The 24,918-nt window shown below is 38.1% G+C and carries 30 protein-coding genes and 1 tRNA gene; 23 read left to right on the top strand and 8 right to left on the bottom strand.

Annotated features, from left to right (window positions below; translation table 11 throughout):
* Positions 1–137 precede the first annotated feature (137 nt).
* The 14 genes from HMPREF9096_RS05510 (at position 138) to HMPREF9096_RS05570 (ending at position 9,522) form a co-directional block, all read left to right on the top strand.
* Positions 138–512 (top strand): phage terminase small subunit P27 family, encoded by a 375-nt coding sequence (locus HMPREF9096_RS05510; RefSeq protein ID WP_005626376.1) that lies wholly within the window; start codon positions 138–140, stop codon positions 510–512.
* A 7-nt stretch (positions 513–519) separates the two neighbouring features.
* Entirely contained in the window at positions 520–2,187 is a 1,668-nt protein-coding gene (locus HMPREF9096_RS05515) for a terminase large subunit (protein ID WP_009500224.1), read from the top strand.
* Between the two features lie 136 nt (positions 2,188–2,323).
* A complete protein-coding gene (locus HMPREF9096_RS05520) occupies positions 2,324–2,506 on the top strand; it encodes a hypothetical protein (protein WP_009500223.1) in 183 nt (60 codons plus the stop codon).
* Between the two features lie 2 nt (positions 2,507–2,508).
* On the top strand, positions 2,509–3,288 hold the full coding sequence (locus HMPREF9096_RS05525) for a hypothetical protein (protein WP_009500222.1): 780 nt from the start codon (positions 2,509–2,511) through the stop codon (positions 3,286–3,288).
* Positions 3,289–3,537: 249 nt separating this feature from the next.
* On the top strand, positions 3,538–3,921 hold the full coding sequence (locus HMPREF9096_RS05530) for a hypothetical protein (protein WP_009500221.1): 384 nt from the start codon (positions 3,538–3,540) through the stop codon (positions 3,919–3,921).
* A 99-nt stretch (positions 3,922–4,020) separates the two neighbouring features.
* On the top strand, positions 4,021–4,995 hold the full coding sequence (locus HMPREF9096_RS05535) for a hypothetical protein (RefSeq protein ID WP_009500220.1): 975 nt from the start codon (positions 4,021–4,023) through the stop codon (positions 4,993–4,995).
* Positions 4,996–5,194: 199 nt separating this feature from the next.
* Complete coding sequence (locus HMPREF9096_RS0108695; RefSeq protein WP_005760675.1) at positions 5,195–5,416, top strand: AlpA family transcriptional regulator; 222 nt, start codon at positions 5,195–5,197, stop codon at positions 5,414–5,416.
* A 94-nt stretch (positions 5,417–5,510) separates the two neighbouring features.
* Entirely contained in the window at positions 5,511–6,098 is a 588-nt protein-coding gene (locus tag HMPREF9096_RS05540; protein WP_009500218.1) for a host cell division inhibitor Icd-like protein, read from the top strand.
* On the top strand, positions 6,091–6,462 hold the full coding sequence (locus HMPREF9096_RS05545) for a hypothetical protein (RefSeq protein ID WP_009500217.1): 372 nt from the start codon (positions 6,091–6,093) through the stop codon (positions 6,460–6,462). The genes HMPREF9096_RS05540 and HMPREF9096_RS05545 overlap by 8 nt, the downstream gene beginning before the upstream one ends.
* On the top strand, positions 6,452–6,652 hold the full coding sequence (locus HMPREF9096_RS05550) for a hypothetical protein (protein ID WP_009500216.1): 201 nt from the start codon (positions 6,452–6,454) through the stop codon (positions 6,650–6,652). The genes HMPREF9096_RS05545 and HMPREF9096_RS05550 overlap by 11 nt, the downstream gene beginning before the upstream one ends.
* Positions 6,642–6,848 carry a hypothetical protein gene (locus HMPREF9096_RS05555; RefSeq protein ID WP_005629564.1) on the top strand — a complete coding sequence of 69 codons (207 nt, stop codon included), beginning with the start codon at positions 6,642–6,644 and terminating at the stop codon, positions 6,846–6,848. Before HMPREF9096_RS05550 ends, HMPREF9096_RS05555 begins: the two co-directional genes overlap by 11 nt.
* Entirely contained in the window at positions 6,835–7,374 is a 540-nt protein-coding gene (locus HMPREF9096_RS05560; protein WP_009500215.1) for a hypothetical protein, read from the top strand. The genes HMPREF9096_RS05555 and HMPREF9096_RS05560 overlap by 14 nt, the downstream gene beginning before the upstream one ends.
* Positions 7,367–7,759, top strand: a complete 393-nt coding sequence (locus HMPREF9096_RS05565) for a hypothetical protein (RefSeq protein ID WP_009500214.1) — start codon at positions 7,367–7,369, stop codon at positions 7,757–7,759. The genes HMPREF9096_RS05560 and HMPREF9096_RS05565 overlap by 8 nt, the downstream gene beginning before the upstream one ends.
* Positions 7,747–9,522 carry a phage/plasmid primase, P4 family gene (locus HMPREF9096_RS05570; protein WP_009500213.1) on the top strand — a complete coding sequence of 592 codons (1,776 nt, stop codon included), beginning with the start codon at positions 7,747–7,749 and terminating at the stop codon, positions 9,520–9,522. The genes HMPREF9096_RS05565 and HMPREF9096_RS05570 overlap by 13 nt, the downstream gene beginning before the upstream one ends.
* A gap of 192 nt (positions 9,523–9,714) precedes the next feature.
* Here the strand turns inward: HMPREF9096_RS05570 and HMPREF9096_RS05575 are convergent, their stop codons facing one another.
* From HMPREF9096_RS05575 to HMPREF9096_RS05610, 8 genes are all read right to left on the bottom strand, one after another.
* Complete coding sequence (locus tag HMPREF9096_RS05575) at positions 9,715–10,941, bottom strand: integrase arm-type DNA-binding domain-containing protein (RefSeq protein ID WP_009500212.1); 1,227 nt, start codon at positions 10,939–10,941, stop codon at positions 9,715–9,717.
* A 187-nt stretch (positions 10,942–11,128) separates the two neighbouring features.
* Positions 11,129–11,214: transfer RNA gene (locus HMPREF9096_RS05580), tRNA-Leu, on the bottom strand.
* A gap of 25 nt (positions 11,215–11,239) precedes the next feature.
* Positions 11,240–11,581, bottom strand: coding sequence for a preprotein translocase subunit SecG (secG, locus tag HMPREF9096_RS05585; RefSeq protein WP_005639110.1), 342 nt, complete (start codon positions 11,579–11,581; stop codon positions 11,240–11,242).
* 108 nt (positions 11,582–11,689) lie between these two features.
* Positions 11,690–13,645, bottom strand: coding sequence for a DNA topoisomerase III (locus HMPREF9096_RS05590; protein ID WP_009500211.1), 1,956 nt, complete (start codon positions 13,643–13,645; stop codon positions 11,690–11,692).
* A 15-nt stretch (positions 13,646–13,660) separates the two neighbouring features.
* A complete protein-coding gene (gene recR / locus HMPREF9096_RS05595; protein ID WP_005626527.1) occupies positions 13,661–14,263 on the bottom strand; it encodes a recombination mediator RecR in 603 nt (200 codons plus the stop codon).
* A gap of 62 nt (positions 14,264–14,325) precedes the next feature.
* Positions 14,326–14,655 (bottom strand): YbaB/EbfC family nucleoid-associated protein, encoded by a 330-nt coding sequence (locus HMPREF9096_RS05600; RefSeq protein ID WP_005629464.1) that lies wholly within the window; start codon positions 14,653–14,655, stop codon positions 14,326–14,328.
* A gap of 168 nt (positions 14,656–14,823) precedes the next feature.
* Positions 14,824–15,669 (bottom strand): 23S rRNA (adenine(2030)-N(6))-methyltransferase RlmJ, encoded by an 846-nt coding sequence (locus tag HMPREF9096_RS05605; RefSeq protein ID WP_009500209.1) that lies wholly within the window; start codon positions 15,667–15,669, stop codon positions 14,824–14,826.
* A gap of 72 nt (positions 15,670–15,741) precedes the next feature.
* Complete coding sequence (locus HMPREF9096_RS05610; RefSeq protein ID WP_009500208.1) at positions 15,742–18,342, bottom strand: penicillin-binding protein 1A; 2,601 nt, start codon at positions 18,340–18,342, stop codon at positions 15,742–15,744.
* A gap of 98 nt (positions 18,343–18,440) precedes the next feature.
* Between HMPREF9096_RS05610 and HMPREF9096_RS05615 the strand changes: the two genes are divergently transcribed.
* The 9 genes from HMPREF9096_RS05615 (at position 18,441) to HMPREF9096_RS05655 (ending at position 24,879) form a co-directional block, all read left to right on the top strand.
* Positions 18,441–19,238: a hypothetical protein gene (locus HMPREF9096_RS05615; protein WP_009500207.1), complete on the top strand. Its 798-nt coding sequence runs from the start codon at positions 18,441–18,443 to the stop codon at positions 19,236–19,238.
* On the top strand, positions 19,239–19,745 hold the full coding sequence (locus tag HMPREF9096_RS05620; protein WP_009500206.1) for a hypothetical protein: 507 nt from the start codon (positions 19,239–19,241) through the stop codon (positions 19,743–19,745).
* Positions 19,742–20,263 (top strand): competence protein ComC, encoded by a 522-nt coding sequence (gene comC, locus HMPREF9096_RS05625; protein ID WP_009500205.1) that lies wholly within the window; start codon positions 19,742–19,744, stop codon positions 20,261–20,263. Before HMPREF9096_RS05620 ends, comC begins: the two co-directional genes overlap by 4 nt.
* Complete coding sequence (locus tag HMPREF9096_RS05630; RefSeq protein ID WP_032803332.1) at positions 20,260–20,673, top strand: pilus assembly protein PilP; 414 nt, start codon at positions 20,260–20,262, stop codon at positions 20,671–20,673. The genes comC and HMPREF9096_RS05630 overlap by 4 nt, the downstream gene beginning before the upstream one ends.
* A gap of 9 nt (positions 20,674–20,682) precedes the next feature.
* Positions 20,683–22,020, top strand: coding sequence for a type IV pilus secretin PilQ family protein (locus tag HMPREF9096_RS05635; protein ID WP_009500203.1), 1,338 nt, complete (start codon positions 20,683–20,685; stop codon positions 22,018–22,020).
* A 12-nt stretch (positions 22,021–22,032) separates the two neighbouring features.
* Positions 22,033–22,719: a ComF family protein gene (locus HMPREF9096_RS05640; RefSeq protein ID WP_032803337.1), complete on the top strand. Its 687-nt coding sequence runs from the start codon at positions 22,033–22,035 to the stop codon at positions 22,717–22,719.
* 75 nt (positions 22,720–22,794) lie between these two features.
* Positions 22,795–23,391 carry a Fe-S biogenesis protein NfuA gene (nfuA, locus tag HMPREF9096_RS05645; protein ID WP_009500201.1) on the top strand — a complete coding sequence of 199 codons (597 nt, stop codon included), beginning with the start codon at positions 22,795–22,797 and terminating at the stop codon, positions 23,389–23,391.
* 67 nt (positions 23,392–23,458) lie between these two features.
* Positions 23,459–24,253 (top strand): NAD(+) diphosphatase, encoded by a 795-nt coding sequence (gene nudC / locus HMPREF9096_RS05650; RefSeq protein WP_009500200.1) that lies wholly within the window; start codon positions 23,459–23,461, stop codon positions 24,251–24,253.
* A gap of 35 nt (positions 24,254–24,288) precedes the next feature.
* Positions 24,289–24,879: a YjaG family protein gene (locus HMPREF9096_RS05655; protein ID WP_009500199.1), complete on the top strand. Its 591-nt coding sequence runs from the start codon at positions 24,289–24,291 to the stop codon at positions 24,877–24,879.
* Positions 24,880–24,918 lie beyond the last annotated feature (39 nt).

The raw sequence follows: 24,918 nt of genomic DNA, 5'->3' as shown, positions 1-24,918 counted from the left end.
TGGATTGGTATAAATTTTGAACAAAAGACAATTTGAACAGGTGGGGGGAGTTTTTGAAAGAAAGTGGCAAGCCTAAAGAACCGCCCGCCCCCTTTAATTTTTATGCAAGGCAATTTTTTTGAAAATAAGGAAACACAATGACAGCCAAAAAGAAGAATTTACACACCCCGCCAAGTTTTTTAGATCCGATTGCTAAATCAGTATGGAAAGAGCGCATCCCTCAACTTCTTGAACGTGGCGATATTCAAGATGCCGATTTAATTCACCTTGAGTTATATTGCGTGAACTATTCCCTTTTCCGTGCAGCCGTTGAAGATATTCACAAAAATGGCTTTTCAATCGTCAATAGCCAAGGTACGCAATCAAGAAACCCCGCATTATCCGCGAAAGCCGATGCAGAAAAAGTGATGGTGAAAATGTCCTCACTGTTAGGCTTTGATCCAGTTAGCCGTAGAAAAAATCCTGTTGAAGTTGATTCAACCGATATGATTGATGAAATCCTCACAATGTAGGCTAAATATGGCAATCTGGCACGCATACGCAGAGAAAATTCAATCAGGTGAAATAGTAGCTTGTAAGAAGATAAAACAAGCCGTAGCGCGTTATTTTAACGATTTAAACAACCCCGATTATTTCTTTGATCAAAGTGCGGTAGAAAAATTTATCGCTTTCTCGAAACTATGCCCACACGTTAAAGGACACTTGCGCGGTGAGCCGATTATTCTTTCAGATTGGCAAGTTTTTCTCTTTGCTAACATTCTCGGCTTTAAACGAAAAGATACAGGATTAAGAAAATATCGCTCTGCTTACGTTCAAGTAGCAAGAAAAAACGCCAAATCAACGGTAGCAGCCGTTTTAGCCAATTGGTTTTTGGTGATGGAAGGCGGCCAACAAGATATATACACGGCAGCCGTGAGTCGAGATCAAGCCCGAATCGTTTTTGATGATGCGCGTCAAATGTGCTTACTTTCGCCTTTACTGAAAAAACGGCTCAATATTCAACAGCACAAACTCATCAACCCGAAGAACAACAGTATCATGCGCCCATTGGCTGCCAAATCTTCAACCATTGAAGGCACAAACCCTAGTTTAGCGATTGTTGATGAATATCACCTACACACAGATAACAGCGTCTATAGCGCGTTAGAGCTAGGACAAGGCGCACGCCCAGAAGGTTTGCTCTTTGCCATTACAACGGCGGGAAGTAACGTGATTTCGGCTTGTAAACAGCACTATGATTATTGCGCACAAATCCTTGAAGGAAACAAACAAAACGACAGCTTATTTGTGCTCATTTTTGAATTAGATGAAGAAAGTGAAATCGACAAGCAAGAGAACTGGATAAAAGCCAATCCCAATATTGGTAAATCCATTCCTTACCTTGATTTTGAGAACACGATTAAAAAAGCGAGGGGAATTCCTTCCGAGTGGGTGGAAATGCTTACCAAGCGATTTAATGTATGGTGCCAAGGCACAACCCCGTGGCTCGGCGAAGGAAACTGGGCGCAATGCGAACGGCAGTACACCGAAAGCGATTTACTTCACCAAGATTGCTATTTAGGACTGGATTTATCTAGTACCAATGACTTAACCAGTCTTTGCTATACCTTTCCACAAGGGAAGAAAGTGCGGTTAGTTACTCGGCATTATATCCCCGAATTTCAACTTAATAACGTGGCAAATAAAAACCGTGCAATGTATCGAAACTGGGTGCGTAGTGGTTGGCTGATTGCAACAGAAGGCGACTGTATCGACTATGACAAAATCAGAGATGATATTTTGAAAGATGCACAACGTTTCAATATTAAGATGATTGGCTTTGACGTATGGAATGCCACTCACCTACGCACACAATTACAAGCGGCAGGGCTTGAGGTTGAACCATTCCCGCAAACCTATCAACGATTTAGCCCAGTGGCGAAAAGTGCAGAAGTATTAATAAATAGACAGATGATAGAACATCATGGCGATCCAGTGCTTACCTGGGCGTTATCCAATGTGGTGATGGAAACTGATGCCAACGCCAACATTAAACCGAACAAGAATAAAGCCGCAAACAAAATCGACCCAGCCGTAGCGTTTTTAATGTCTTTCGGCACTTATCAACTTGAATATGGTGATTTGATTTTCGAGCTTTCAGATGAACACAAACAGGCACTAGAACAATTTAACGGTATTGATTTATAGTTTGAGTGATAAAATTATTGCTTTGGAGTTCTGTAGCATATACACTAAACATTGAAAGCAAAAATTAAGAATAATTCTGTGCGTATGTATACGTATAAATTTTAACCATAACAAGTAGGGATTAAGGAGGTTGAGCATGACAACAGCACAATTAGCTTGTCTGATGCAAGAGGATCGTCTTTATCGTGCGTTAAAAGATAACAAAGATAATTATACCATTAACTCAAAAGGTCAAGTAACCCTAAAGCCTGACTATGTCAAAAAAGAACTAGATAAAGTTTTGAAAAAACTAAAAGATATTGATGTACAGGTTAGATAATCATGGAATCTTTGAGTATATTGGTGATTGCTATTACAGGATTTCTCTATGTAAACTTAAGCCTAATAACTAGATATAAATTTAAGCGCTCTACAGATTGGAGCGCTTATTTGTATGTGGTAGGTTGGGGGATTATTTTTTTCTTTGCTGCTTGGCTTATTACTTTATTATTAAGTAGCTTTGGTTGTTTAAGACTCATTTATGATTGGTTATCTTCTAGAATAAATCTTAGTGGAGCAGTTATGGCAACCTCTAATTTAGAGGAAAAGAAAAATTTACTAAAGTTTATTTTTGTATGTGTGTTAAGTATTTTTTTGGCAAGTTTGATGGGGTATACAAATCGTGTTTATTATGATAGTAGGCGTTCAAAAGATAAAAAATTAAAAGCTTTATCTAAAATTATTAGTAATAATCCCCTTGAATCTTTAGCTTTAGAAGCTCACCTTGGCACGAATCCTGTTTTAGTAACTTTATCTTCAAATAAAGTTTATGTAGGAGTTCTGAATTCTCTACCTGGGCTAGAAGAGGGGCGGTTGGAATATCTCAGTTTATTTCCATTGTTAAGTGGCTATAGAGATACTAATAGTTTAGAAGTTAATTTTACAACCAACTATTATGACCATTACCAAAAACTACTTGATGACGGTAATAATAGTAGCTCTAATACAGCTTACTTTAATGTTACTTTTGCTATTTCTGAAATATCAATCATTTCTCTCTTTGATATGGACACTTATGATAGGTTTCAAAATGCAAAAAATAAAATAAAACTTATTTTATAAAAATAAAGTGTATGAAATATAAGTAACTAAAAGGAAATCAGATACTTTAGTTAAAAAAATCCCCGCGTCTCACAACGTGGGGGTTTTTATATCAATATATCCATCACTACCATTTTGCTAAATTGGCTCACGCCAATATAGCCATTTAATTATACTGCAAAGCAATCAATGCCGAAATATCCATAGCTTAACGCATCTAAACTTTGATAAAATAGAGCAAGAAACAAACAGAACAACAAGGGGGAAGGAATGATTAAATCCGTTTTATCCGCATTTGGTTCATTTGTATTTTCTGCTTTAGATTTTTTGTTATTTTTGGCTATATTGCTTTTTGTTAGCTTGTTGGTTTTCATCTTTTGGCCAATATTAAAATGGCCTTTACTGGCTTTTCTAATAGGTGCTATCGCCTTCTTTTGTTATCTAATATACAAGATAAAAGAGAAACCAAAACCGCTAGAACAAGACGAAACATTATCCAGCTGGGCAGAACAGGAATTGCAACGCCCTATCATTCAACGAATTCTACAAAAACAAGAGGAAAATAAGCCGTTCATTAGCGGAACAATAACGCATATTGGAAATGACAGAAAAGAAACTCGATTAGGCAATATCACTATCCATTTAAAGGAATAATTAATCAAATAAAGCGCATCTAGGCTGATCCCCGAAAGCAAGAAACCTTATCTTGTTGATGCGCTCCTACCAATAAGGACAAATGCAAAAGGGGCGTTTATGAAAATCAAAATACCATCCAAAAATGTGTATTCATTAAAAGAGTCTTTAGAATATCTATCTAGAATAGATGGCGATCATGGATTGACCATTAAAGATTTATTAGATTTTGCTTATGAAGGAAAATTGAGAACTGTTATATTTTTGACAGGTGGTAGAGATTTTGAAACGAGTGAAAATAACTGTAGAGCTAAATTATTCACACTCAATAACAAGCAGCTTGATAGTGTTTATTATATAAAAAACGAAAGTATTGAAGTGAATTATGATGAAATAGAAATAAGTGAGGTTAAAAAACCACTTAATCATAAAGAAGTGAAAGAGTGCGAGGTAGGCAATAGTCAGCTTCTTAATGTATATTTTCAGCAAATAGTAAAGTCTAACCGATTAATGTCTCGGTATCCTTATGAGAAGATAACACTAATTAAAAGCGATTCGGAACGAGAATTATTGGATAATGTTGAAGGATTTAACTTTCTTGGATATTTTAAAATTGAAAATAGCTTATATTATGGGGATAGAGAAAAAATAATTGATGATGGATTTATAATTAAAGATTTTATGTCACTATTTGAAAGTATAGTGGAAAATGGAACTAAGCTATCCTTTAAGTTAGAGGCAAAGAAAGAAAAAATGCTTTATATATATGCTTACCCCGATTTAAAAATTTCTTTAGATGATATTTTTATCTTACATGATGATTTAGCTAAATGTTTTGGATTATTCAAGGATAATGAGTCAGAACCTTTGAAAGAGGAAAGGCTAAAACAGCATTTAGAGTATGAAGGTGATTTACCTGAAAAGACTAATGCGGATAAGCTAGCTGAATTTATAGAACTTATCATAAATCCTACATTACTTGAAAATGGTAAATTGCCAACTTATAGCAAGCTATATTCAAAATTAGATCACACATACCGAGGGAAAAGAAGTATTCCCGCTAAAAACACTATAAAAAAATATCTTAATCAATAGCCAGTATTTACTGGCTTTTTTGTTGCTTGAAATTAGCAAAACACATAAAAAATAGTTCATTTGTTCATTGAACTAGTTCATTTGTTCAGAGTTCTGACACGCCTAAAAAAATACTGATAATCCCCTCCGTAACGTTACGCAACCAATCGAGTTATTAAATAGCTCAATGTCATTAATCAACAATTATAGAGGTTACGAGATGAACGAGGCTCAAAAATTAAATCTGAAATTAAACCCACAACAAAAACTAATCTCTGGTGAAACCGCTTGCCATATTGTTGGCTTTGGTCGCACCAAACTCAATGAGCTTGTAAAAGCTAAAAAATTCCCTCAACCAATCCGCTTTTCACAAAACTTTGTCCGTTGGGATTTAGAAGAAGTGAATCAATGGATTGAAGAACAGAAGGCTGCACGTGCTTAATCATTGGTTAATAGAAAAGAAAAACGCCATAGCAAGGAAAAAAGAACTATGGCGTAACAATTTAGAAACGATTCTAATTTAAGGAGGTAACCATATGGGTGGTTACAAAACTATTTTATCAGAAATCTTTATAAAAAACACTTTACAAAGTGCGGTGAAATTTGGCATTATTTTCTCGCAATCAGAAAAAGTGATTGCCAGCCGTGGAAAGCTGAACTATTTAACTTTGGCGAACGACAGCACGCCATTAAACCGTGCTTTTTTTGTTCGTGACATTCGCACACCAAAAGAATATGCGGATTTTGTTTTCAATCTAAATCCGATCATTCTCTCAATGGTAGAGCGTAATGAGCAGTCTTTGACTGGCTGTCTTCCAAAGTTGGCAGTTTTCCACCTTGTTACGCTCTACCGCCCGACCGTGGAAAGTCTAGCGGTAGTTCCTGAAAATTTAACTTTGGAACTTACGCAAATGTATCAATTCATTTTTGCGCTTATTCGCGCACCTCAAATCAAAATCAGACTTCTTGCCGATAATGAACAACAAGCACGCTCACGTTTTACCGATAGCGACACCTTGTTATTCGTTGGCAGAATCAACCAAAACCCACTCAAAAACAACCGCACTTTAGCGGCACTTCCTACCCTTTCTTTATCTGCAGCACAAGGGGGCGCAAATGCTTAATCAATCAATTTTATCTGCACTTCAAGAGATGGCGGAATTTAATGACATTAACAACTACAAGCAAATCCCTGTACCAATAAGCAAGGAAAAATTAACAGACTTGTGCAATGAATCTGAAATGTTATGTGAATCTATCGAATATGGATTGATGCACTTAGGCGACTTAATGCAAACGCTGGGCAATCTTGCCGACACAGAGCAGGATTTTACACGCGAGGCAATGAGTAACGATAACGTGAAACATATCGGGGGATTAATCAAGGCAAATGCCTATCTACTCAATGCGTTAAGAGAAACAGCTAGCTTGAGCGAATATTATCTTGCTGGTGGCTTAGATGGGGAGATTGAAAGAAATGATGATTAAACCGAACCTACCCTATCAATTAATCTTTGTTTATGACGATGGCGAGCAATTCATAGCGGGCAAATATGGCACGCTTAGAGATGCGTTACAGGCAAAAATCAGATGTAAGCACGAAATAGGACAAGCCGATATTTGCGGTCGAGTGTTAGAAGTGATCTCGGTTTTGAAAGGGGAAGACAATGAAAGCTAAAAAAATCAAAGCATTCAAAGCACCCTATACACCGACACCAGAGCAGTTAGAGAAATCTTACAAACGTATTAAACAATTCTTAGCCTTTGCAGAAGATTATCTACACTCTGGACACTACAAAGGACTGGCGGCATCAATCGAACAAATCAAGAAAGCAGCAACAATTAGAAAGGTGGCACAACATGAAACCAAGTAACCCAATGCAACAACTTCAACAATGGAAAGCGAACAACGGCAAAAGCAGCGAACGCAAAAATGCGTCCGCTAAAAGTGCGGTTAAAAATTCAAGTAACCTCAAATTTGAGGAGACCTCAAAAACACAGCAGGAGACGCAAGGCGAGACCAAAAACAAATATCAAGGGAAACTCTACGCGAATCCATTAGCCTTTAAATTCGCCCAGCTCACACGCCAATTCAAACTGATTTTGGACAGTAACCGCAAGTGTTTAGAGGTTTACCCCGATGATTTTCATCATAAGCTCAAAATGCGTGATGAGATGGTGGACTTAATCGGCCGATTAAAAGCTGGTGGCAAGCTATTAAATGCACTGGCTAAATCTCAAGGGATAACATTTTGCCGAGACAATCAATCCACCCTAAAAGACTTTAATCAAGCTAACGGCTATTTAATCCATAAGTTTGGCGAGGTAGTGGCTCAAATTGAGCGACTAAATATTGAACGCATCGAGGGCGAGAAATTACAGGGGGTGAGCAATGAGTAAAACTGCTTTTATTTTAACTGCTGGCTTTCACGTTATTGATGATTTATTTATGCTGACTGTTGTCGCAATGCGAGAAACCAAAGGGGATATTTTAAGCCTTCACCGCGCTTATGCTCGACAAGGGAAACTAACGAACGTCAGAGCCATTAATTTAAACCATTACACGCTAGAATTTGTCTTAGGCAATGCACGCGCGCCCATTATTCACGCAGAGGGAAAAAGAGAACGTGCAGAGGTTGAAAAGTGGGTAGGACATTTTCAAATTCTCTACCCTACCGCTCAAATTCGAGTGATTCAGTTCAAGGACGCATTTTTATTTAAGCAATGTGCAGGAATTGGATTGGGGATTGATGCAGAGCAAGGGGGCAAGAAATGGCTAAATTAATCAATGCACCGCACCTTGCGGATCAAATTCATGAACCTTACTCTGATGTTTTTATTCTTGCTGGGCGTAAAGCCTGGCAAGCATGGGATAATGGAAAGGGTGAAGAATGGCTCTTGTTATGTTCTTTAATTCACGGATTAGATAGAAATATAAAACCAGTTATTCTTGCTGAAAACCAGTTAGAGAGTATTTCATCTATCCGCATAGTCAAAGAAGATCAACAATCAGTAAAACTTGTTCAATATGGTGAACTGGCACAAGCTGAAATAACGGCTATTTGTCAAAACTTAGCTAAAAACTCTGATGCAATAGATGTCAAACTTCTTGATTCTACAGCGCAGACTAAAGAAGATTTAAGTGCTTATATTCAACGCTTACGCAATGATAAAGAGACTGCAGATCTCGCAGAGAAATTAGCACCGCCAGAGAAAGTGAAAGATAGCGATTGGGCAGATAAAAAAGCTCGTGCACTTTCTAAATATCTAGGCTTTGATTTTGGATATATACCGCTCACAAAAGAAACGCTAACTTATAATGGCATAAGTTGGGATCGATACGATGAGGGAAATTTAATCAGTGGTGCAGTACGTTTTTTTGAAGAAAATAATCTTAGATATAACGCCAATTCAATTGAATTGACAGTAAAGACGTTGAAGATTCAATCTACGATACTAGGCTCACCAAAACAAGGTTTATTAGCCTTTAAGAATGGGGTTCTTGATAGAAAAACGTTGGAATTTTCAGAGCATTCTAAAGAAAACTGGCTTTTATCGCATATTCCTCATGATTATATTAATAAGAGACAACCAACGCCAAATTTTGATAAGTGGCTTGACTGGGTAAGCGATGGTAACCAATCAAAACAAAATGCAATTTTGGCCGCGTTCTATATGATTCTCACCAATCGTTATAACTGGCAAATGTATTTAGAAGTTACAGGACATGGCGGAAGTGGAAAATCAGTCTTTGCTAAATTAGCTAAAATGTTAGTTGGTGAACAAAATATTAGTGCAGCATCTTTAGAAGATTTTGAAGACCCCAAAGAAATGGATGGATTTGAGGATAAACTACTATTAATTTGTTCTGAACAGCAAGCATATGGTGGAAAAGGTTCTGGATTAAAACGCGTAACAGGTGGCGATGATGTTCGAATAGATAAAAAATATATATCTAGATTTACCACCGTCATTCCCGCGGTTATCTTGGTAGTGAATAATGAGCCAACAAAATTTACTGATAGAACTGGTGCGATAGAGAGACGGAGAGTTATTTTTTCTTTTGATAAAATCATCCCAGAAAAAGATAGAGATCCTGATTTGATGGACAAAATAGCAAGTGAAATCAGTGCTATCATTTACAAGATAATCCACTCCTTTAAGCATCCATCAGATGCAAAGCAACTTCTAGAGCAGCAACAAAAAAGTGATGAGGCGTTAAAGATTAAAATCAATTCCGATCATATCACTTTATTTTGTAGTTATTTCTACACTACAGAAGAAGAAAATGGGCTTGGGATCGGTAACGCAAAGATGCGCAGTCGTTTTAGAACTCACCTTTATCCTGCTTATTTAGAATTTGTCGATGCGCTAAACCATGAATACCCGATAAGTTATAACAACTTTACGAGAGCAATCAAACAAGGGTTGATTCAAAATAGAAACCCGATTGCTTTCAAGAGTAAAAAGTCCACAGGTGGAGTATTTAAAACAAATGTTCACTTCAAAAACTTTGATGAGTTTTTTAATGAATATTTACAAAAATAATAAAATTGAGGGCGAAAGCCCTCTTTTGGGTTAATTAAAGAGGGGAAACAGTGGAGAGATGGACACGTGGAGATACACTGATTTTCAAGTATCCACTCACCCAACTATATGATTTAAAACAATAAAATGTGAAAAAATGGATAGTGGAGGCAAAAAATCAAAAAATAAACTTTTTTTTTAAAAAAATACTAATTATAAATTCAAGTTCATTCCGCAAGATTCACAATAATCACCGATAAGCTGCATCACTGGTTTTCTTTCTTCTAAATAATTATATCGATTGTAAGTATTTTCTAAGTCGTCTCCGCCTTCTAATAAATGAGAGAGAATAGTTTCAGATACATTGCGTTCAACTTTATGAGAGGCTAAGAATGTTTTAATAAACGCACGGATGCCGTGAGCAGTTAATTTATCTTTATAGCCGATACGTTTTAGAGCAACATTTACGGTTGCTTTATTCATGGGTTGATTTTTTGATGAGCGACCAGCAAAAACAAAAGAGCTATTTTCTGAAAACAGTTTCATCACTTCTAAAAGCCGAATTGCTTGTGAAGATAAAGGCACAGTATGCGGTCGTTTTTTATCTGCTTGTCCTTTCATTTTTTCTTTGGGGATATTCCACAACTTGTTATCAAAATCAATTTCTGACCATTCCGCATTTACCGCCTCTTTTGGTCGTAATGCAGTTAAGAATGACCAACAAATTAATAAATAGGTTTTTTTGCCTATACGAGCATTTTCTAAGTCTTGGAATAATTTTGAGAGTTCATCAAGTTTAATAGTGGGATGTGGCGTAGATGATTTTATATAGAAGTTTTTCACGGCCAATCTGCAGTTATGGCTTTCTATGATACCTTTTGTTATCGCATGATCCATAATTGCACTGACAAGCTGGTGGATTTTTTTGAGCGTGTTACTTCTATCTGCTATTTTTTCATAAATGCTAACTAACTCTTTTACTTTTATTTCTGATACATGCTTATCGCCAATATAAGGGAAGATATGATTTTTCAATCGTTCCCAATTCTTTTCTCGTGTTTCTGGATTTTTAGCTTTTTCTTTGTAGATACCATTAAAGTAACTTTCTGCAACAGAATGGAAAGTATCTTTTAAACGGTTTTCATATTCTTGTTGGATGCGGATTTTTTCTTCTTGTGGATCGATACCTTTCGCAAGTAACGCACGATATTCTTCACGTTTAGCACGAGCATCTGCTAATGATAATTCTGGATAACCGCCTAAGGCCATTTTTGTTCTTTTCCCGGTTACTGGTCTGGCGTAGTTAAATCGCCAGCTTTTAGAACCACTAGGTAAGATTAGCAGCAATAAGCCCTCACCATCAGATAGGGTATATTCTTTCTCTTTTGGTTTAGCATTTTTGATTTCAGTCGGAGATAAAGGTTTTACTATTCTGGCCATCTTGTAATTTCACTGATAAGGTTTTAGTAACCATTATAAGTTTTGGTTACTATTTTGGTTACTAAAATTTGCGATTAAAGACAATTAGAAACGATTAGATATGAGGGGTGAAAGTGCTATAAACCCTTGTAAAACCTGGATAAAACAAAACCCCGCGATTAGTTTCGCGGGGCTTTGTTTAGTCAAATGGTGCTCTGGGCGAGACTTGAACTCGCACGACCTGTGGTCACTACCCCCTCAAGATAGCGTGTCTACCAATTCCACCACCAGAGCGTTAATTTTTTATGCTAATCCTATTTTATTGTGGGATGTCGCTATTTTTATTTTCTTTCGCTGGAGCTGTTTGTTGTTGCTGAATTTGCTCTGCAGCTTGTGATAAATCGTCAAAAGCACCTTTTTGAATATTGCCTTTATGTGAATTCATGTTACCTAAAACAAGAGCAATAACAAAAAATGCGGTTGCTAAAATCGCGCTAGTACGTGTTAAAAAGTTACCTGCACCAGCAGAGCCAAACATTGTACCTGATGCGCCACCACCAAAAGATGCGCCAGCGTTCGCTCCTTTACCTTGTTGAACGAGAATAAACCCGATCAAGGCAATCGCGACAACAACATAAATAAATAAAAGAACTTGATACATTTTTTCTCTCTAATTTGCAATTTTGCAAGAAAACTGTTCGTGAATGTTATAGAAAATTCAATTTTCTCGCAAGTGCTTTGCATAAAAAAAATATTAATTGGTTTAACTTTAATCAGTTCGATTGTTTGATTTACTCGATTTTTTTACCGCATTTTTAGGTTTTGCTCTATCGGATTTAATCATTTTAATGCGGCTTAATTGTCTTAATGCATTAAGATCTACAAAACGGACTAAATCAGGCAACATTTGATTCAAGTTATGCATAAATTGCTGATAGGTCGCTTGTTTTTGACTAATGTCTGTGAGTTGCGATTCCCAATGGGCTGTCATATCTGGTTGGGTGGCAATATCCGGTAATGCCTGAATTAAAATTCTTCCAGTTTCTGTACTATGAATATTTCGCCCTTTTTTCGTTAAAAAACCGCGTTTAAAAAGTAATTCAATGATGCCAGCGCGAGTAGCCTCTGTACCTAGCCCATCCGTTTCTCGTAGGATTTTTTTGAGATCTTTATCCTGTACAAATCGCGCAATCCCCGTCATTGCTGAAAGCAAGGTTGCATCTGTGAAAGGCTTTGGCGGCTGAGTTTTTTTACTTATGACTTCTCCGCGTTCACAATGCAAAATTTGTCCTTTCTTTACTATTGGTAATAAGGGTTCTTGATTTTCTGTGTCGTCTTCTTTGCCTAATAATTCTTTCCACCCAGCCGTTTGTAAATTCCGCGCTTGGGCTATAAAAGTACCACCGGCAATATTCAATGTGATTTTACTTTTACGATATTCTGCGTCAGGACAAAATTGCATTAAATATTGGCGAGCGATAAGGCTGTAAATATTACGTTCTTCTTGTGTTAGATTTACTGGACGATTTTTAGCCGTTGGAATGATTGCATGGTGAGCTTCTACTTTTTTATCATTCCAACAGCGATTTCGCTGTTCAGTTGAAATGACATTGGGTAAGACTTGATAAGCTTCACAATGGCTTGAAATTGCATTTAGTACATTGTGTCGTTCGGCAAAATGTTCTTCGGGTAAATAGCGACAATCAGAACGCGGATAAGTGATTAAACGATGAGTTTCATATAGGCGTTGGCACGTATCTAATACGGCTTGAGCGGACATACCAAATCGCTTTGCTGCATCAATTTGTAACGCAGAAAGTGAATAAGGCAAGGGCGCCGTTTCTTTTTCACGAACGTCTTTGTATTCGGTTACTTCTGCAGATTGATTTGTAATACGTTTTACAACGTTTTCTGCTAATCCTTTAGAGAGCACCCTGCCGTCATCATCTTGGTAATCCTCACAAGCTTTGCTTGGTTGCCATAAGGCACTGAAAAGTGCGGTTGATTTTTCCTGAGTTTTTTCTTCTTTATTCTCTGGATTAATCCAAGCTAGTACTTCAAAGAAATCTTTCGGTTGGAAATGTTCAATTTCCAAATCTCGACGTACAATTAAACCTAGCACTGGGGTTTGCACTCGACCAACCGAAAGCACGCCATCATAGCCAGTTTGTCTGCCACGAATAGTATAGGCTCTCGTCATATTGATGCCATAAAGCCAATCGGCGCGAGCTCGTGCGAGTGCGGATGTGGCAAGAGGAATAAAATTACGGTTGGGTTGTAATTTTTTAACCGCTTTTTCTACCGCACTTGGATTTAGGTCGCTAATCAAGCAGCGTAAAATTTTATCGCGTTTTTCGGCAGATAAATTGGCATAACTGAACACTTCATCTACAAGTAATTGTCCTTCTCTATCTGGGTCTCCTGCATTAACAAGTGTATCGGCTTGATGGATCAGTTTTTCCACCACAGAAAGTTGTTTTTTTACTTCTTTTCGCGGTAAAAGTTGCCATTTTTCAGGAATGATAGGGAGATGTTCTAAACGCCATTGTTTGAATTTAGGATCATAGGCATCGGGTTCTGCTTGCTCGAGTAGATGCCCTACACACCAAGTTACCACATCATTATCGCCACATTTAATAAAACCATCCCCACGTTGATGAGGGTTGGGGAGCACATCAGCAATAGCGCGAGCTAAGCTTGGTTTTTCGGCGATAAATAAACGCATAATGGTATGAGAAGATTAGTCGATTTGGCGGCGACCAAGAAAAGAGTGAGTAAGCGTTGTGCCGTCCACAGTTTCTAGTTCACCACCGACAGGAATGCCATGAGCGATACGACTCACTTTGATATTATGTTGGCGGCACATTTCAGCGATGTAGTTTGCTGTTGCATCACCTTCCACTGTTGGGTTTGTTGCAAGAATTACCTCATGGAAAGATTCTTCTACTAAACGTTTTTGCAGTAAATCTAAGCCAATTTCACGAGGTCCAATACCATCAAGTGGTGATAAGTGTCCCATTAAGACAAAATAACGTCCTGAAAATTGCCCTGTTTGCTCAATCGCTTGAATATCTGCTGGCATTTCAACGACACAAAGCAAACCTGAATTTTGACGGCGTGGATTATTGCAAATGTTGCAAGTATCTTCTTCCGTAAAGTCTCGACATTGTGAACAATGTCCAATTTTAGACATCGCTTCTGTGAGTGCTCGAGCTAAATTCATTCCACCGCTACGATTACGTTGTAAAAGATGATAAGCCATACGTTGCGCAGATTTAGGTCCTACGCCTGGAAGACAACGTAAGTTTTCAATAAGGTGTTCTAAAAGTGGGCTGCTTTGCATAGTGATTTAATGAGAGGTAAATGAGAGATGACGCGTGAATTTTATATTCACGCGCCTAATAATTAAAACGGAAACTTCATTCCTGGAGGCAATGGCATTCCAGCAGTAACCGATGCCATTTTTTCTTTTTGTAATTCTTCTGCACGACGTACCGCATCGTTAAAAGCTGCCGCGATTAAATCTTCTAACATTTCTTTATCGTCTTCCATTAAAGACGGATCAATGTCAATGCGACGGCAGTTATGTGCACCATTAATTGTGATTTTCACTAAACCTGCACCAGATTCACCTGTTACTTCTAGTTGCGCGATTTCTTCCTGCATTTTTTGCATTTTTTCTTGCATTTGTTGGGCTTGTTTCATTAAGCCGCCTAAACCGCCTTTTCCAAACATAATGTTATCCTTTATTAAGTCAAAAATTGCGTGCATTCTAGCGAAAAAATGGGCTTTTGGGAACAGTGGGGTTAATGATTTAGGGTATTTAAAATCTCAGAAAATTTCACCGCACTTTTGAAGTCAAGTGCGGTGAAATTTAGATGAGTTTAGAGTGGCAAGAGATGGCTATTCAGGGGTAATCCATTCGATAGTCCAGCTACCAGTACCTTCTGGAACTAATGTTTTTGTGAGATAAGGCAAAACTTCTTTCATTTGGGTTTCTAATGTCCAAGGCGGATTAATTACTACCATACCGCTTGCCGTCATACCCCGTTGATCGCTATCAGGGCGAACGGCGAGCTCAATTTTTAGAATTTTTCTAATCCCCGTTGCTTCTAATCCCTTAAAAATACGTTTAGTTTGTTGGCGTAATACAACGGGATACCAAATCGCATAGGTACCAGTGGCAAAACGTTTATAGCCTTCTTCAATCGCTTTGACGACAAGATCATAATCTTCTTTTAATTCATAAGGCGGATCGATTAGCACCAAGCCACGGCGTTCTTTTGGTGGTAGTGTTGCTTTGACTTGTTGAAAGCCATTGTCACATTTTACGGTGACATTTTTGTAGTCACTAAAATTATTGCGAAGAATTGGATAATCGCTAGGATGAAGCTCGGTCAATAGTGCGCGATCTTGTGGGCGCAACAATTCTGCGGCAATTAACGGTGAGCCAGCGTAATAACGTAGTTCTTTGCCACCATAATTGAGTTTTTTGATCATTTTTACATAATGAGCAACATCTTCGGGTAAGTCTGTTTGATCCCACAATCGTCCAATACCTTCTTTATATTCCCCTGTTTTTTCTGATTCGTTTGAGGATAAACGATAACGCCCCACGCCAGAGTGCGTATCTAAGTAAAAAAAGCCTTTTTCTTTGAGTTTAAGATTTTCCAAAATGAGCATTAAGACGATATGTTTCAAGACATCAGCATGATTGCCCGCATGGAATGAGTGACGATAACTCAGCATAATATATCCTTTGTTCAATAACGAAGGCGAGCCAATTGACTCGCCTGATTGTGCACTAAAGTGCGGTCATTTTTAGAAGAGTTCTTCTGGTTGTGCAGCAGGCGTTGGCGTATTGCCTTCATTATTTAAGCGTTGCTGTAACTCCGTAGGAACATAATAACCACGCTCTTGCATTTCCGAAAGGTAGGTACGTGTCGGTTCAGTACCTACAATAAAGTATTCTTTACGTCCACCAGCGGGAGAAAGCAATCCAGTCATCGTATCAATACTTTTTTCCATAATTTTCGGTGGTAATGGTAATTTACGTTCAGGTTTGTCGCTCAATGCAGTTTTCATATAAGCGACCCAAGCTGGCATCGCTGTTTTCGCCCCCGCTTCTCCGCGCCCGAGTACACGTTTGTTGTCGTCAAATCCGACATAAGTTGTGGTTACTAAGTTTGCACCAAATCCGGCATACCAAGCTACTTTTGAACTGTTAGTTGTACCTGTTTTACCACCTATATCGCTACGTTTAATAGTTTGTGCGATACGCCAGCTAGTTCCTTTCCAGTCTAAACCTTGTTCTCCATAAATCGCAGTATTTAAGGCACTACGAATGAGAAAGGCAAGTTCGCCACTAATGACACGTGGCGCATATTCTATTTTTGACGAGGCATTTTTTGCTGCTGCCATTAAATCAATCGCATCTTCTTTAAGTGCGGTCATATTTGACTGTAATTCTGGCAGTTCAGGTACCGTTTCAGGTTGTTGATCAACTTCTTCACCGTTTGTACTGTCATCTGATGGTTTTAAGGCATTCTCGCCTAAAGGAATATTGGCAAAGCCGTTGATTTTATCTTTCGTTTCACCATAAACCACTGGGAGATCATTACACTCAATACAAGCAATTTTAGGGTTTGCAACAAATAAGTCTTTACCCGTGTTATCTTGAATTTTTTCAATGATATAAGGTTCAATAAGGAAACCGCCATTATCAAACACCGCATAAGCTCTAGCCATTTCTAATGGTGTGAAAGAGGCTGCGCCAAGCGCTAAGGCTTCACTTGCAAAATATTGATCACGTTTAAAACCAAAACGCTGTAAAAATTCTGCTGTGAAATCAATACCTGTCGTTTGGATAGCGCGAATAGCAATCATATTTTTGGATTGACCTAATCCTACGCGTAAACGCATTGGGCCATCATAACGATCAGGTGAGTTTTTGGGTTGCCACAATTTTTGTCCTGGTTTTTGAATAGAAATAGGACTGTCTTGTAATACACTAGAAAGCGTTAAGCCTTTTTCTAATGCCGCTGCGTAAATAAATGGTTTGATAGAAGAACCCACTTGAACTAAGGATTGTGTCGCACGGTTGAACTTACTTTGTTCATAGCTAAAGCCACCAACAATTGCTTCAATCGCACCATTATCTGAGTTAAGTGATACTAATGCAGAGTTAGCAGCTGGAATTTGTCCTAATTGCCATTCACCATTAGTGCGTTGACGAATCCAAATTTGCTCACCTACTTTTACAGGATTGCTTCTGCCAGTCCAACGCATTGCATTAGTGGATAGCGTCATTTTTTCACCAGATGCTAATAATAGATCAGCCCCACCTTTTGCCATGCCAACCACAGCCGCTGGAATAAATGGTTCAGAATCTGGCAATTTACGTAAAAATGCTAGAATACGTTCATCATCCCAAGCCGCTTCATTTTTTTGCCATAAAGGCGCACCACCACGATACCCACGACGCATATCGTAATCAATTAAGTTGTTACGTACGGCTTTTTGGGCTTCAGCTTGGTCTTTTGAAAGTACAGTGGTAAATACTTTATAACCACTGGTGTAGGCATTTTCTTCACCAAAACGGCGAACCATTTCTTGGCGAACCATTTCAGTGACATAATCAGCACGAAATTCAAATTTTGCGCCATGATAACTGGCAACGATAGGCTCTTTTAATGCAGCATCATATTCTTCTTTGCTGATGTATTTTTCATCTAACATTCGGCTTAGCACCACATTGCGGCGTTCTTCTGAGCGTTTTAAAGAATAAAGCGGGTTCATGGTTGAGGGTGCTTTTGGTAAGCCTGCGATAATGGCCATTTCCGATAATGTCAATTCATTTAATGATTTACCGAAATAGGTTTGTGCAGCAGCCGCAACACCATAAGAACGATAGCCTAAAAAGATTTTGTTTAAATAAAGCTCTAAGATTTCTTGTTTGGTTAGGGTATTTTCAATTTCTACGGCAAGCACGGCTTCACGAGCTTTACGAATAATAGTTTTTTCTGGGGTTAAGAAAAAGTTACGTGCTAATTGTTGGGTGATCGTACTTGCACCTTGTGATGCGCCACCATTATTCACTGCAATAAACAATGCTCGGGCAATGCCGATAGGGTCTAATCCGTGGTGATCGTAAAAGCGGCTATCTTCTGTCGCTAAAAATGCATCAATTAAGCGTTGTGGAACATTTGTTAATTTAACTGGAATACGTCGTTGCTCACCCACTTCGCCAATTAATTTACCGTCGGCCGTATAAATCTGCATTGGTTGTTGTAATTCAACGGTTTTTAATGCTTCTACTGAGGGCAATTCTGATTTTAGGTGGAAATACAGCATTCCGCCTGCAACTAAACCTAAAATACATAAAGTTAATAGGGTACTAAATATTAATTTTGCGATCCGCATCGTAAAATTCTCGCTTCGTTAATGAATATTCTTGTCAAGAGACCTATGATTTAGCTGCTAAGTATAAAAGATTCAGCCTTTAAAGAATAGGAAAGAATATGCAATTCTCCTGGAAAAATCACCGCACTTTACAAATTGGTATTCACCGTAAGCAGGGGTATTTTGATTTCGTGTGGTTTGATGAGTTAGAACAACCACAATGTTATCAAATCTTTGTCAATGATAAAGATTTTAAAAATCGTTTTTTACAACACTTAAAAATACAATTTCAAGGGAAAACCTTTCCTTTACAGTTTGTGGCAAGTATTTCTGCTCACTTGACTTGGTCGAAAGTATTAATGTTGCCGCAAATATTAAATGCGCAAGAATGTCATCAACAATGTAAATTTGTGATTGAGAAAGAGTTGCCTATTCCTTTGGATGAATTGTGGTTTGATTATATTTCTACTCCGTTAAAGCAAGGTTTTCGTTTAGAGATTACGGCCATTCGAGAGGCGAGTGCTCAAACTTATTTACAGGATTTTCAACCATTTAGAATTAATGTGTTAGATGTTGTTCCTCATACCATCTTGCGTGCATTTCAGTATTTATTGAATGACCAAGTGCGGTCAGAAAATACCTTATTTTTATTTCAAGAAGATAACTATTGCTTGGCGATTTGTGAAAGAGCGCAGCAATCGCAAATTTTACAATCTCACGAAAATTTGACCGCACTTTATGAGCAATTTACCGAACGTTTTGAAGGGCAAATTGAACGAATTTTTGTTTATCAAATTCCTTCAAGTCATACGCCATTACCAGAAAACTGGCAGCGGGTAGAAACAGATTTACCCTTTATCGCACTCGGCAATGCGCTGTGGCAAAAAGATTTACATCAACAAAAAGTGAGTCGCTAAATGTCGATGAATTTATTGCCATGGCGTATTTATCAACATCAAAAGCGTTTACGTCGTTTAGCTTTTTATATCGCTTTATTTATCTTGCTTGCTATTAATTTAATGTTGGCTTTTAGCCATTTGATTGAACAACAGAAACAAAATTCGCAGGCGCAGCAAAAGTCGTTTGAACAACTTAATCAGCAACTTCACAAAACTGCCACGCAAATTGATCTGTTACGTAGTACGGTGAAAGTTGGTGAAGTTTTACAACCTCTCACGAATGAGCAAGTCCAAAATAGTTTGCAGCAATTAAGTGAATTGCCTCTTCAAAAAGGCGAATTGAACCGATTTAAACAAGATGCTCATAACTTAAGTTTGGAAGGTCGAGCGCAAGATCAAACGGAATTTGAGTCGGTACATCAATTTTTAAATAAATATTTTCCCAATGTGAAATTAAGTCAGGTTCAGCCTGAACAACATACATTGTTTTTTCGCTTTGATATGGAACAAGGAGAGGAAAAGTGAAAGCCTTTTTTAACGATCCTTTTACACCTTTTGGAAAATGGCTAAGTCAGCCTTTTTATGTGCACGGTTTAACTTTTTTATTGTTATTAAGTGCGGTGATTTTTCACCCCGTTTTAGATTATATCGAGGGGATCTCGCGTTTCCATGAAACTGAAAGTGAATTAGCAGGGAAAAGATCGGAATTGTTGCATCAACATAAAATTTTAACCTCTTTACAGCAGCAGTCGGAAAGTCGAAAACTTTCTCCAGAACTGGCTGCACAAATTATGCCGTTGAATAAACAAATTCAACGTTTAGCTGCGCGTAACGGTTTATCTCAGAATTTACGTTGGGAAATGGGGCAACAGCCTATTTTGCATTTACAGCTTGTAGGTCATTTTGAAAAAACGAAGACATTTTTAACCGCGCTTTTAGCTAATACGTCACAGCTTTCTGTAAGTCGGCTGCAATTTATGAAACCCGAAGACAGCCCATTGCAAACCGAGATCATTTTTCAGCTAGATAAGGAGGCAAAGTGAAACATTGCTTTTTCCTGATTATATTATTTTTTATGAATTGCAGTTGGGGACAAGATCCTTTCGATAAAACACAGCGTACCCATTCTCAGTTTGATAACGCACAAACAGTAATGGAGCAGACAGAAATAATTTCCTCTGATGTACCTAATAATCAATGCGGAGCGGATGAAAATCGCCAAGCGGCTGAAATTCCTTTGAACGCTTTAAAATTGGTGGGCGTAGTGATTTCTAAAGATAAAGCGTTTGCGTTATTGCTGGATCAGGATTTGCAAATTTACAGTGTTTTAGAAGGTGTTGATGTGGCTAAAGAGGGCTATCTAGTGGAAAAAATTCATAAAAATAAAGTGCAATTTATGCGTAAGCTCGGTGAGCAATGTGATAGCACTGAACAGAAAGAATTAAGTTTTTAAAGGAAGATTATGAAGAAATACCTTGTAAAGTGCGGTTGTTTTTTAATGTGTTTTTGTTTGCCATTAATCGTTTGTGCTAATCCTAAAACAGATAACGAACGTTTTTTTATTCGTTTGTCGCAAGCGCCTTTAGCTAAAACACTGGAGCAATTAGCTTTCCAACATGACGTCAATTTAGTGATGGATGAGACGCTAGAAGGCAATATTTCTTTGAAATTAGATAATATTGACATGCCACATTTGCTACAAATAATCGCTAAAAGTAAGAAGCTTACTCTGAATAAAGATGAAGGCATTTACTATCTGAATGGAGGGCAATCAGGCAAAGGTCAAGCTGTAGGGAATCTTACTACAAATGAACCGCACTTAGTGAGTTACACGGTAAAACTCCATTTTGCTAAAGCCTCTGAATTAATGAAGTCCTTAACGACAGGAAGTGGCTCTTTGCTTTCACCAGCAGGGAGCATTACCTTTGATGATCGCAGTAATTTGCTCGTGATTCAAGATGAACCTCGTTCTGTGCAAAATATCAAAAAACTAATTTCTGAAATGGATAAGCCTATTGAGCAGATTGCTATTGAAGCGCGTATTGTGACGATAACAGATGAGAGTTTGAAAGAACTTGGCGTTCGGTGGGGGATTTTTAATCCAACGGAAAATGCTGCGCGTGTAGCAGGTAGCTTAGCTGGCAATAGCTTTGAAAATATTGCGGATAATCTTAATGTAAATTTTGCGACAACGACGACACCTGCTGGCTCGATAGCATTACAAGTCGCGAAAATTAATGGTCGATTGCTTGATTTAGAATTGAGTGCTTTAGAGCGTGAAAATAATGTGGAAATCATAGCAAGTCCTCGCTTACTCACTACGAATAAGAAAAGTGCGAGTATTAAACAGGGTACAGAAATTCCTTATGTTGTAAGTAATACTCGTAATGATACACAATCTGTGGAATTTCGTGAGGCAGTACTTGGTTTGGAAGTGACGCCACATATTTCTAAAGATAACAATATTTTGCTTGATTTATTGGTGAGTCAAAACTCACCAGGTTCTCGTGTCGCTTATGGACAAAATGAGGTGGTTTCTATTGATAAGCAAGAAATTAATACTCAGGTTTTTGCCAAAGATGGGGAAACTATTGTGCTTGGCGGCGTATTCCACGATACGATCACAAAAAGCGAAGATAAAGTGCCATTACTTGGCGATATACCTGGCATTAAACGATTGTTTAGTAAAGAAAGTGAACGACATCAAAAACGTGAGTTAGTGATTTTCGTGACGCCGTATATTTTAAAAGCTGGAGAAACGTTAGAGGCGTTGAAACAAAAAAGTGTGGGTAAAAAATAACTTTTTTAGATGATGAATTTTTTTAATTTTCGCTGTATCCACTGTCGTGGCAATCTTCATGTCGCAAAAAATGGGCTATGTTCAGATTGCCAAAAACAAATTAAATCTTTTCCTTATTGTGGTCATTGTGGTGCGGAATTGCAATATTATGCGCAGCATTGTGGTAATTGCCTTAAACAAGAACCTAGCTGGGATAAGATGGTCATTATTGGGCATTATGTTGAGCCACTTTCTGTATTGATTCACCGTTTTAAATTTCAAAATCAATTTTGGATTGATCGCACTTTAGCTCGACTTTTATATCTTGCGGTGCGAGATGCTAAACGAACACATCAACTTAAATTGCCAGAAGCAATCATTCCAGTGCCTTTATATCATTTTCGCCAGTGGAGACGAGGTTATAATCAGGCAGATTTATTATCTCGGCAATTAAGTCGTTGGCTGGATATTCCTAATCTGAATAATATCGTAAAACGTGTGAGACACACGCATACCCAACGTGGTTTGAGTGCAAAAGATCGTCGTCAGAATTTAAAAAATGCCTTTTCTCTTGCTGTTTCGAGAAATGAATTTCCTTATCGTCGCGTTGCGCTGGTGGATGATGTGATTACTACTGGTTCTACACTCAATGAAATCTCGAAATTGTTGCGAAAATTAGGTGTGGAGGAGATCCAAGTGTGGGGGCTGGCGCGGGCTTAATATAAAGCACTGGAAAAAAAAGCGCGATGGGCGTATTATTCCTGATACTTTCTCTCAAGTATTTAGGACATAATTATGGAACAAGCAACCCAGCAAATCGCTATTTCTGATGCCGCACAAGCGCATTTTCGAAAACTTTTAGACACGCAAGAAGAAGGAACGAATATTCGTATTTTCGTGGTTAATCCAGGCACACCTAACGCGGAATGTGGCGTATCTTATTGCCCACCGAATGCCGTAGAAGAAAGTGATTTTGAAATGAAATATGACACTTTTTCTGCATTTATTGATGAGGTCAGCCTGCCTTTCTTAGAAGAAGCAGAAATTGATTATGTTACCGAAGAACTTGGTGCGCAACTTACCTTAAAAGCACCAAATGCCAAAATGCGTAAGGTGGCTGATGATGCGCCATTAATTGAACGTGTTGAATATGTGATACAAACTCAAATTAATCCACAGCTTGCAAGTCATGGTGGACGCATAACCTTAATTGAAATTACTGAAGATGGTTACGCAATTTTACAATTTGGTGGTGGCTGTAATGGTTGCTCAATGGTGGACGTTACGTTAAAAGATGGCATAGAAAAACAACTTATTAGCCTATTCCCTAATGAATTAAAAGGTGCAAAAGATGTAACCGAACATCAGCGTGGAGAGCACTCTTATTATTAGTGAGTGGTAAAAAGAAGATTTATAATAACCGCACTTTGAAAGTGCGGTTATTTTTATGGAGTAAAAAATGAAAACACTTCATCCAGATGATTTTGGTTATTGGTTGCTTACTCAAGGTTCGAATCTTTATTTGCTGAATAATGAGTTGCCTTGTGGTACGGCTAAAGCGCTTGGAATGGAAGGATTGCAGGCAATGCAAATCGGTGAATGGAAAAATCATCCGTTATGGCTTGTGGCTGAGCAAGAAAGTGATGCGCGGGAATATGTAAGTTTACGTGGATTACTTTCACTGCCAGAGGATGAATTCCATGCATTAAGCCGAGGTGTGGAAATTAATCATTTCCTGAAAACCCATAAATTCTGTGGAAAGTGCGGTCATAAAACACAACAAACTCAAGAAGAGCTTGCCGTGCAATGCACTCACTGCGGGTATCGAACTTATCCTGTAATTTGCCCATCCATTATTGTTGCAATTCGACGTGGCAAAGAAATATTGCTTGCTAATCACAAGCGTCATTATCACCCGAACGGAGGAATGTATACCACTCTTGCAGGTTTTGTAGAGGTCGGTGAAACATTTGAACAAGCGGTGCGTAGAGAGGTTTTTGAGGAAACAGGGATTTTGATAAAAAACATTCGTTATTTTGGTAGCCAGCCTTGGGCATTTCCGAATTCTCAAATGGTCGGTTTTCTTGCTGATTATGAGGGCGGTGAAATTACTTTACAGGAAAGTGAAATTCATGATGCGCAGTGGTTTTCTTATGATCACCCCTTGCCAGAATTACCGCCAACAGGTACTATCGCTCGCAAATTAATTCATGCAACGCTTGAACTCTGTAAAGCGGAACATAAATGCGTTTAATAAATACTCCAACCCTTACGAATTAAGGACATAAGATGCGAAATCCGATTCATAAACGCTTAGAAAACTTAGAAAGTTGGCAACATCTTACTTTTATGGCTGCTTTATGTGAACGTATGGCGCCAAATTTTAAATTATTCTGTCAAATGAACGAGCTTAGCGCTGAAGCCAATACGTATGAAAATATTCTCAATTTGGTGTGGGAATATTTAACGGTTAAAGATGCCAAGATCAACTTTGAAAATCAGTTGGAGAAATTGGAAACGATTATTCCTGATGTGAATGATTATGAGAGTTTTGGTATTGTGCCGGCGTTAGATGCTTGCCAGGCTTTAGCTGAAATTTTACACGCTATTATCGCAGGTGAAACATTAGAAAGAGCGGTGGAAATGAGTTTGATTTCTTTAGGTACGGTAACAAGTTTATTGGAAACTGAAACGGGGCGAGATTGGTCGGACAGCGAACTGAAAGAAAGTGAAGATATTCAAGCTGAACTTGATGTGCAATGGCAAGTTTATCGCTTACTTAAAGAATGTGAAAAACGTGATATTGAATTAATTTTAGATTTAAAAAATGAGATCCGAGCCGAGGGGATATCTAATATTGGTATAGAATTTCATCAATAACGTGAGATTTGTCACAATTTTTAAAAATCTTGCTTTTAA

Source organism: Haemophilus sp. oral taxon 851 str. F0397 (assembly GCF_000242295.1).
In the GTDB taxonomy this organism is placed as follows: Bacteria; Pseudomonadota; Gammaproteobacteria; order Enterobacterales; family Pasteurellaceae; genus Haemophilus.
Note: the sequence above shows the minus strand (reverse complement) of the source record. Positions and strands in the feature narration are given on the sequence as shown.

Bases quoted from the DNA above. Each gene is read 5' to 3' on its own strand.
- HMPREF9096_RS05510 (WP_005626376.1), top strand. From the start codon at position 138: ATGACAGCCAAAAAGAAGAATTTACACACCCCGCCAAGTTTTTTAGAT.
- HMPREF9096_RS05515 (WP_009500224.1), top strand. From the start codon at position 520: ATGGCAATCTGGCACGCATACGCAGAGAAAATTCAATCAGGTGAAATA.
- HMPREF9096_RS05520 (WP_009500223.1), top strand. From the start codon at position 2,324: ATGACAACAGCACAATTAGCTTGTCTGATGCAAGAGGATCGTCTTTAT.
- HMPREF9096_RS05525 (WP_009500222.1), top strand. From the start codon at position 2,509: ATGGAATCTTTGAGTATATTGGTGATTGCTATTACAGGATTTCTCTAT.
- HMPREF9096_RS05530 (WP_009500221.1), top strand. From the start codon at position 3,538: ATGATTAAATCCGTTTTATCCGCATTTGGTTCATTTGTATTTTCTGCT.
- HMPREF9096_RS05535 (WP_009500220.1), top strand. From the start codon at position 4,021: ATGAAAATCAAAATACCATCCAAAAATGTGTATTCATTAAAAGAGTCT.
- HMPREF9096_RS0108695 (WP_005760675.1), top strand. From the start codon at position 5,195: ATGAACGAGGCTCAAAAATTAAATCTGAAATTAAACCCACAACAAAAA.
- HMPREF9096_RS05540 (WP_009500218.1), top strand. From the start codon at position 5,511: ATGGGTGGTTACAAAACTATTTTATCAGAAATCTTTATAAAAAACACT.
- HMPREF9096_RS05545 (WP_009500217.1), top strand. From the start codon at position 6,091: ATGCTTAATCAATCAATTTTATCTGCACTTCAAGAGATGGCGGAATTT.
- HMPREF9096_RS05550 (WP_009500216.1), top strand. From the start codon at position 6,452: ATGATGATTAAACCGAACCTACCCTATCAATTAATCTTTGTTTATGAC.
- HMPREF9096_RS05555 (WP_005629564.1), top strand. From the start codon at position 6,642: ATGAAAGCTAAAAAAATCAAAGCATTCAAAGCACCCTATACACCGACA.
- HMPREF9096_RS05560 (WP_009500215.1), top strand. From the start codon at position 6,835: ATGAAACCAAGTAACCCAATGCAACAACTTCAACAATGGAAAGCGAAC.
- HMPREF9096_RS05565 (WP_009500214.1), top strand. From the start codon at position 7,367: ATGAGTAAAACTGCTTTTATTTTAACTGCTGGCTTTCACGTTATTGAT.
- HMPREF9096_RS05570 (WP_009500213.1), top strand. From the start codon at position 7,747: ATGGCTAAATTAATCAATGCACCGCACCTTGCGGATCAAATTCATGAA.
- HMPREF9096_RS05575 (WP_009500212.1), bottom strand. From the start codon at position 10,941: ATGGCCAGAATAGTAAAACCTTTATCTCCGACTGAAATCAAAAATGCT.
- secG (WP_005639110.1), bottom strand. From the start codon at position 11,581: ATGTATCAAGTTCTTTTATTTATTTATGTTGTTGTCGCGATTGCCTTG.
- HMPREF9096_RS05590 (WP_009500211.1), bottom strand. From the start codon at position 13,645: ATGCGTTTATTTATCGCCGAAAAACCAAGCTTAGCTCGCGCTATTGCT.
- recR (WP_005626527.1), bottom strand. From the start codon at position 14,263: ATGCAAAGCAGCCCACTTTTAGAACACCTTATTGAAAACTTACGTTGT.
- HMPREF9096_RS05600 (WP_005629464.1), bottom strand. From the start codon at position 14,655: ATGTTTGGAAAAGGCGGTTTAGGCGGCTTAATGAAACAAGCCCAACAA.
- HMPREF9096_RS05605 (WP_009500209.1), bottom strand. From the start codon at position 15,669: ATGCTGAGTTATCGTCACTCATTCCATGCGGGCAATCATGCTGATGTC.
- HMPREF9096_RS05610 (WP_009500208.1), bottom strand. From the start codon at position 18,342: ATGCGGATCGCAAAATTAATATTTAGTACCCTATTAACTTTATGTATT.
- HMPREF9096_RS05615 (WP_009500207.1), top strand. From the start codon at position 18,441: ATGCAATTCTCCTGGAAAAATCACCGCACTTTACAAATTGGTATTCAC.
- HMPREF9096_RS05620 (WP_009500206.1), top strand. From the start codon at position 19,239: ATGTCGATGAATTTATTGCCATGGCGTATTTATCAACATCAAAAGCGT.
- HMPREF9096_RS05635 (WP_009500203.1), top strand. From the start codon at position 20,683: ATGAAGAAATACCTTGTAAAGTGCGGTTGTTTTTTAATGTGTTTTTGT.
- HMPREF9096_RS05640 (WP_032803337.1), top strand. From the start codon at position 22,033: ATGAATTTTTTTAATTTTCGCTGTATCCACTGTCGTGGCAATCTTCAT.
- nfuA (WP_009500201.1), top strand. From the start codon at position 22,795: ATGGAACAAGCAACCCAGCAAATCGCTATTTCTGATGCCGCACAAGCG.
- nudC (WP_009500200.1), top strand. From the start codon at position 23,459: ATGAAAACACTTCATCCAGATGATTTTGGTTATTGGTTGCTTACTCAA.
- HMPREF9096_RS05655 (WP_009500199.1), top strand. From the start codon at position 24,289: ATGCGAAATCCGATTCATAAACGCTTAGAAAACTTAGAAAGTTGGCAA.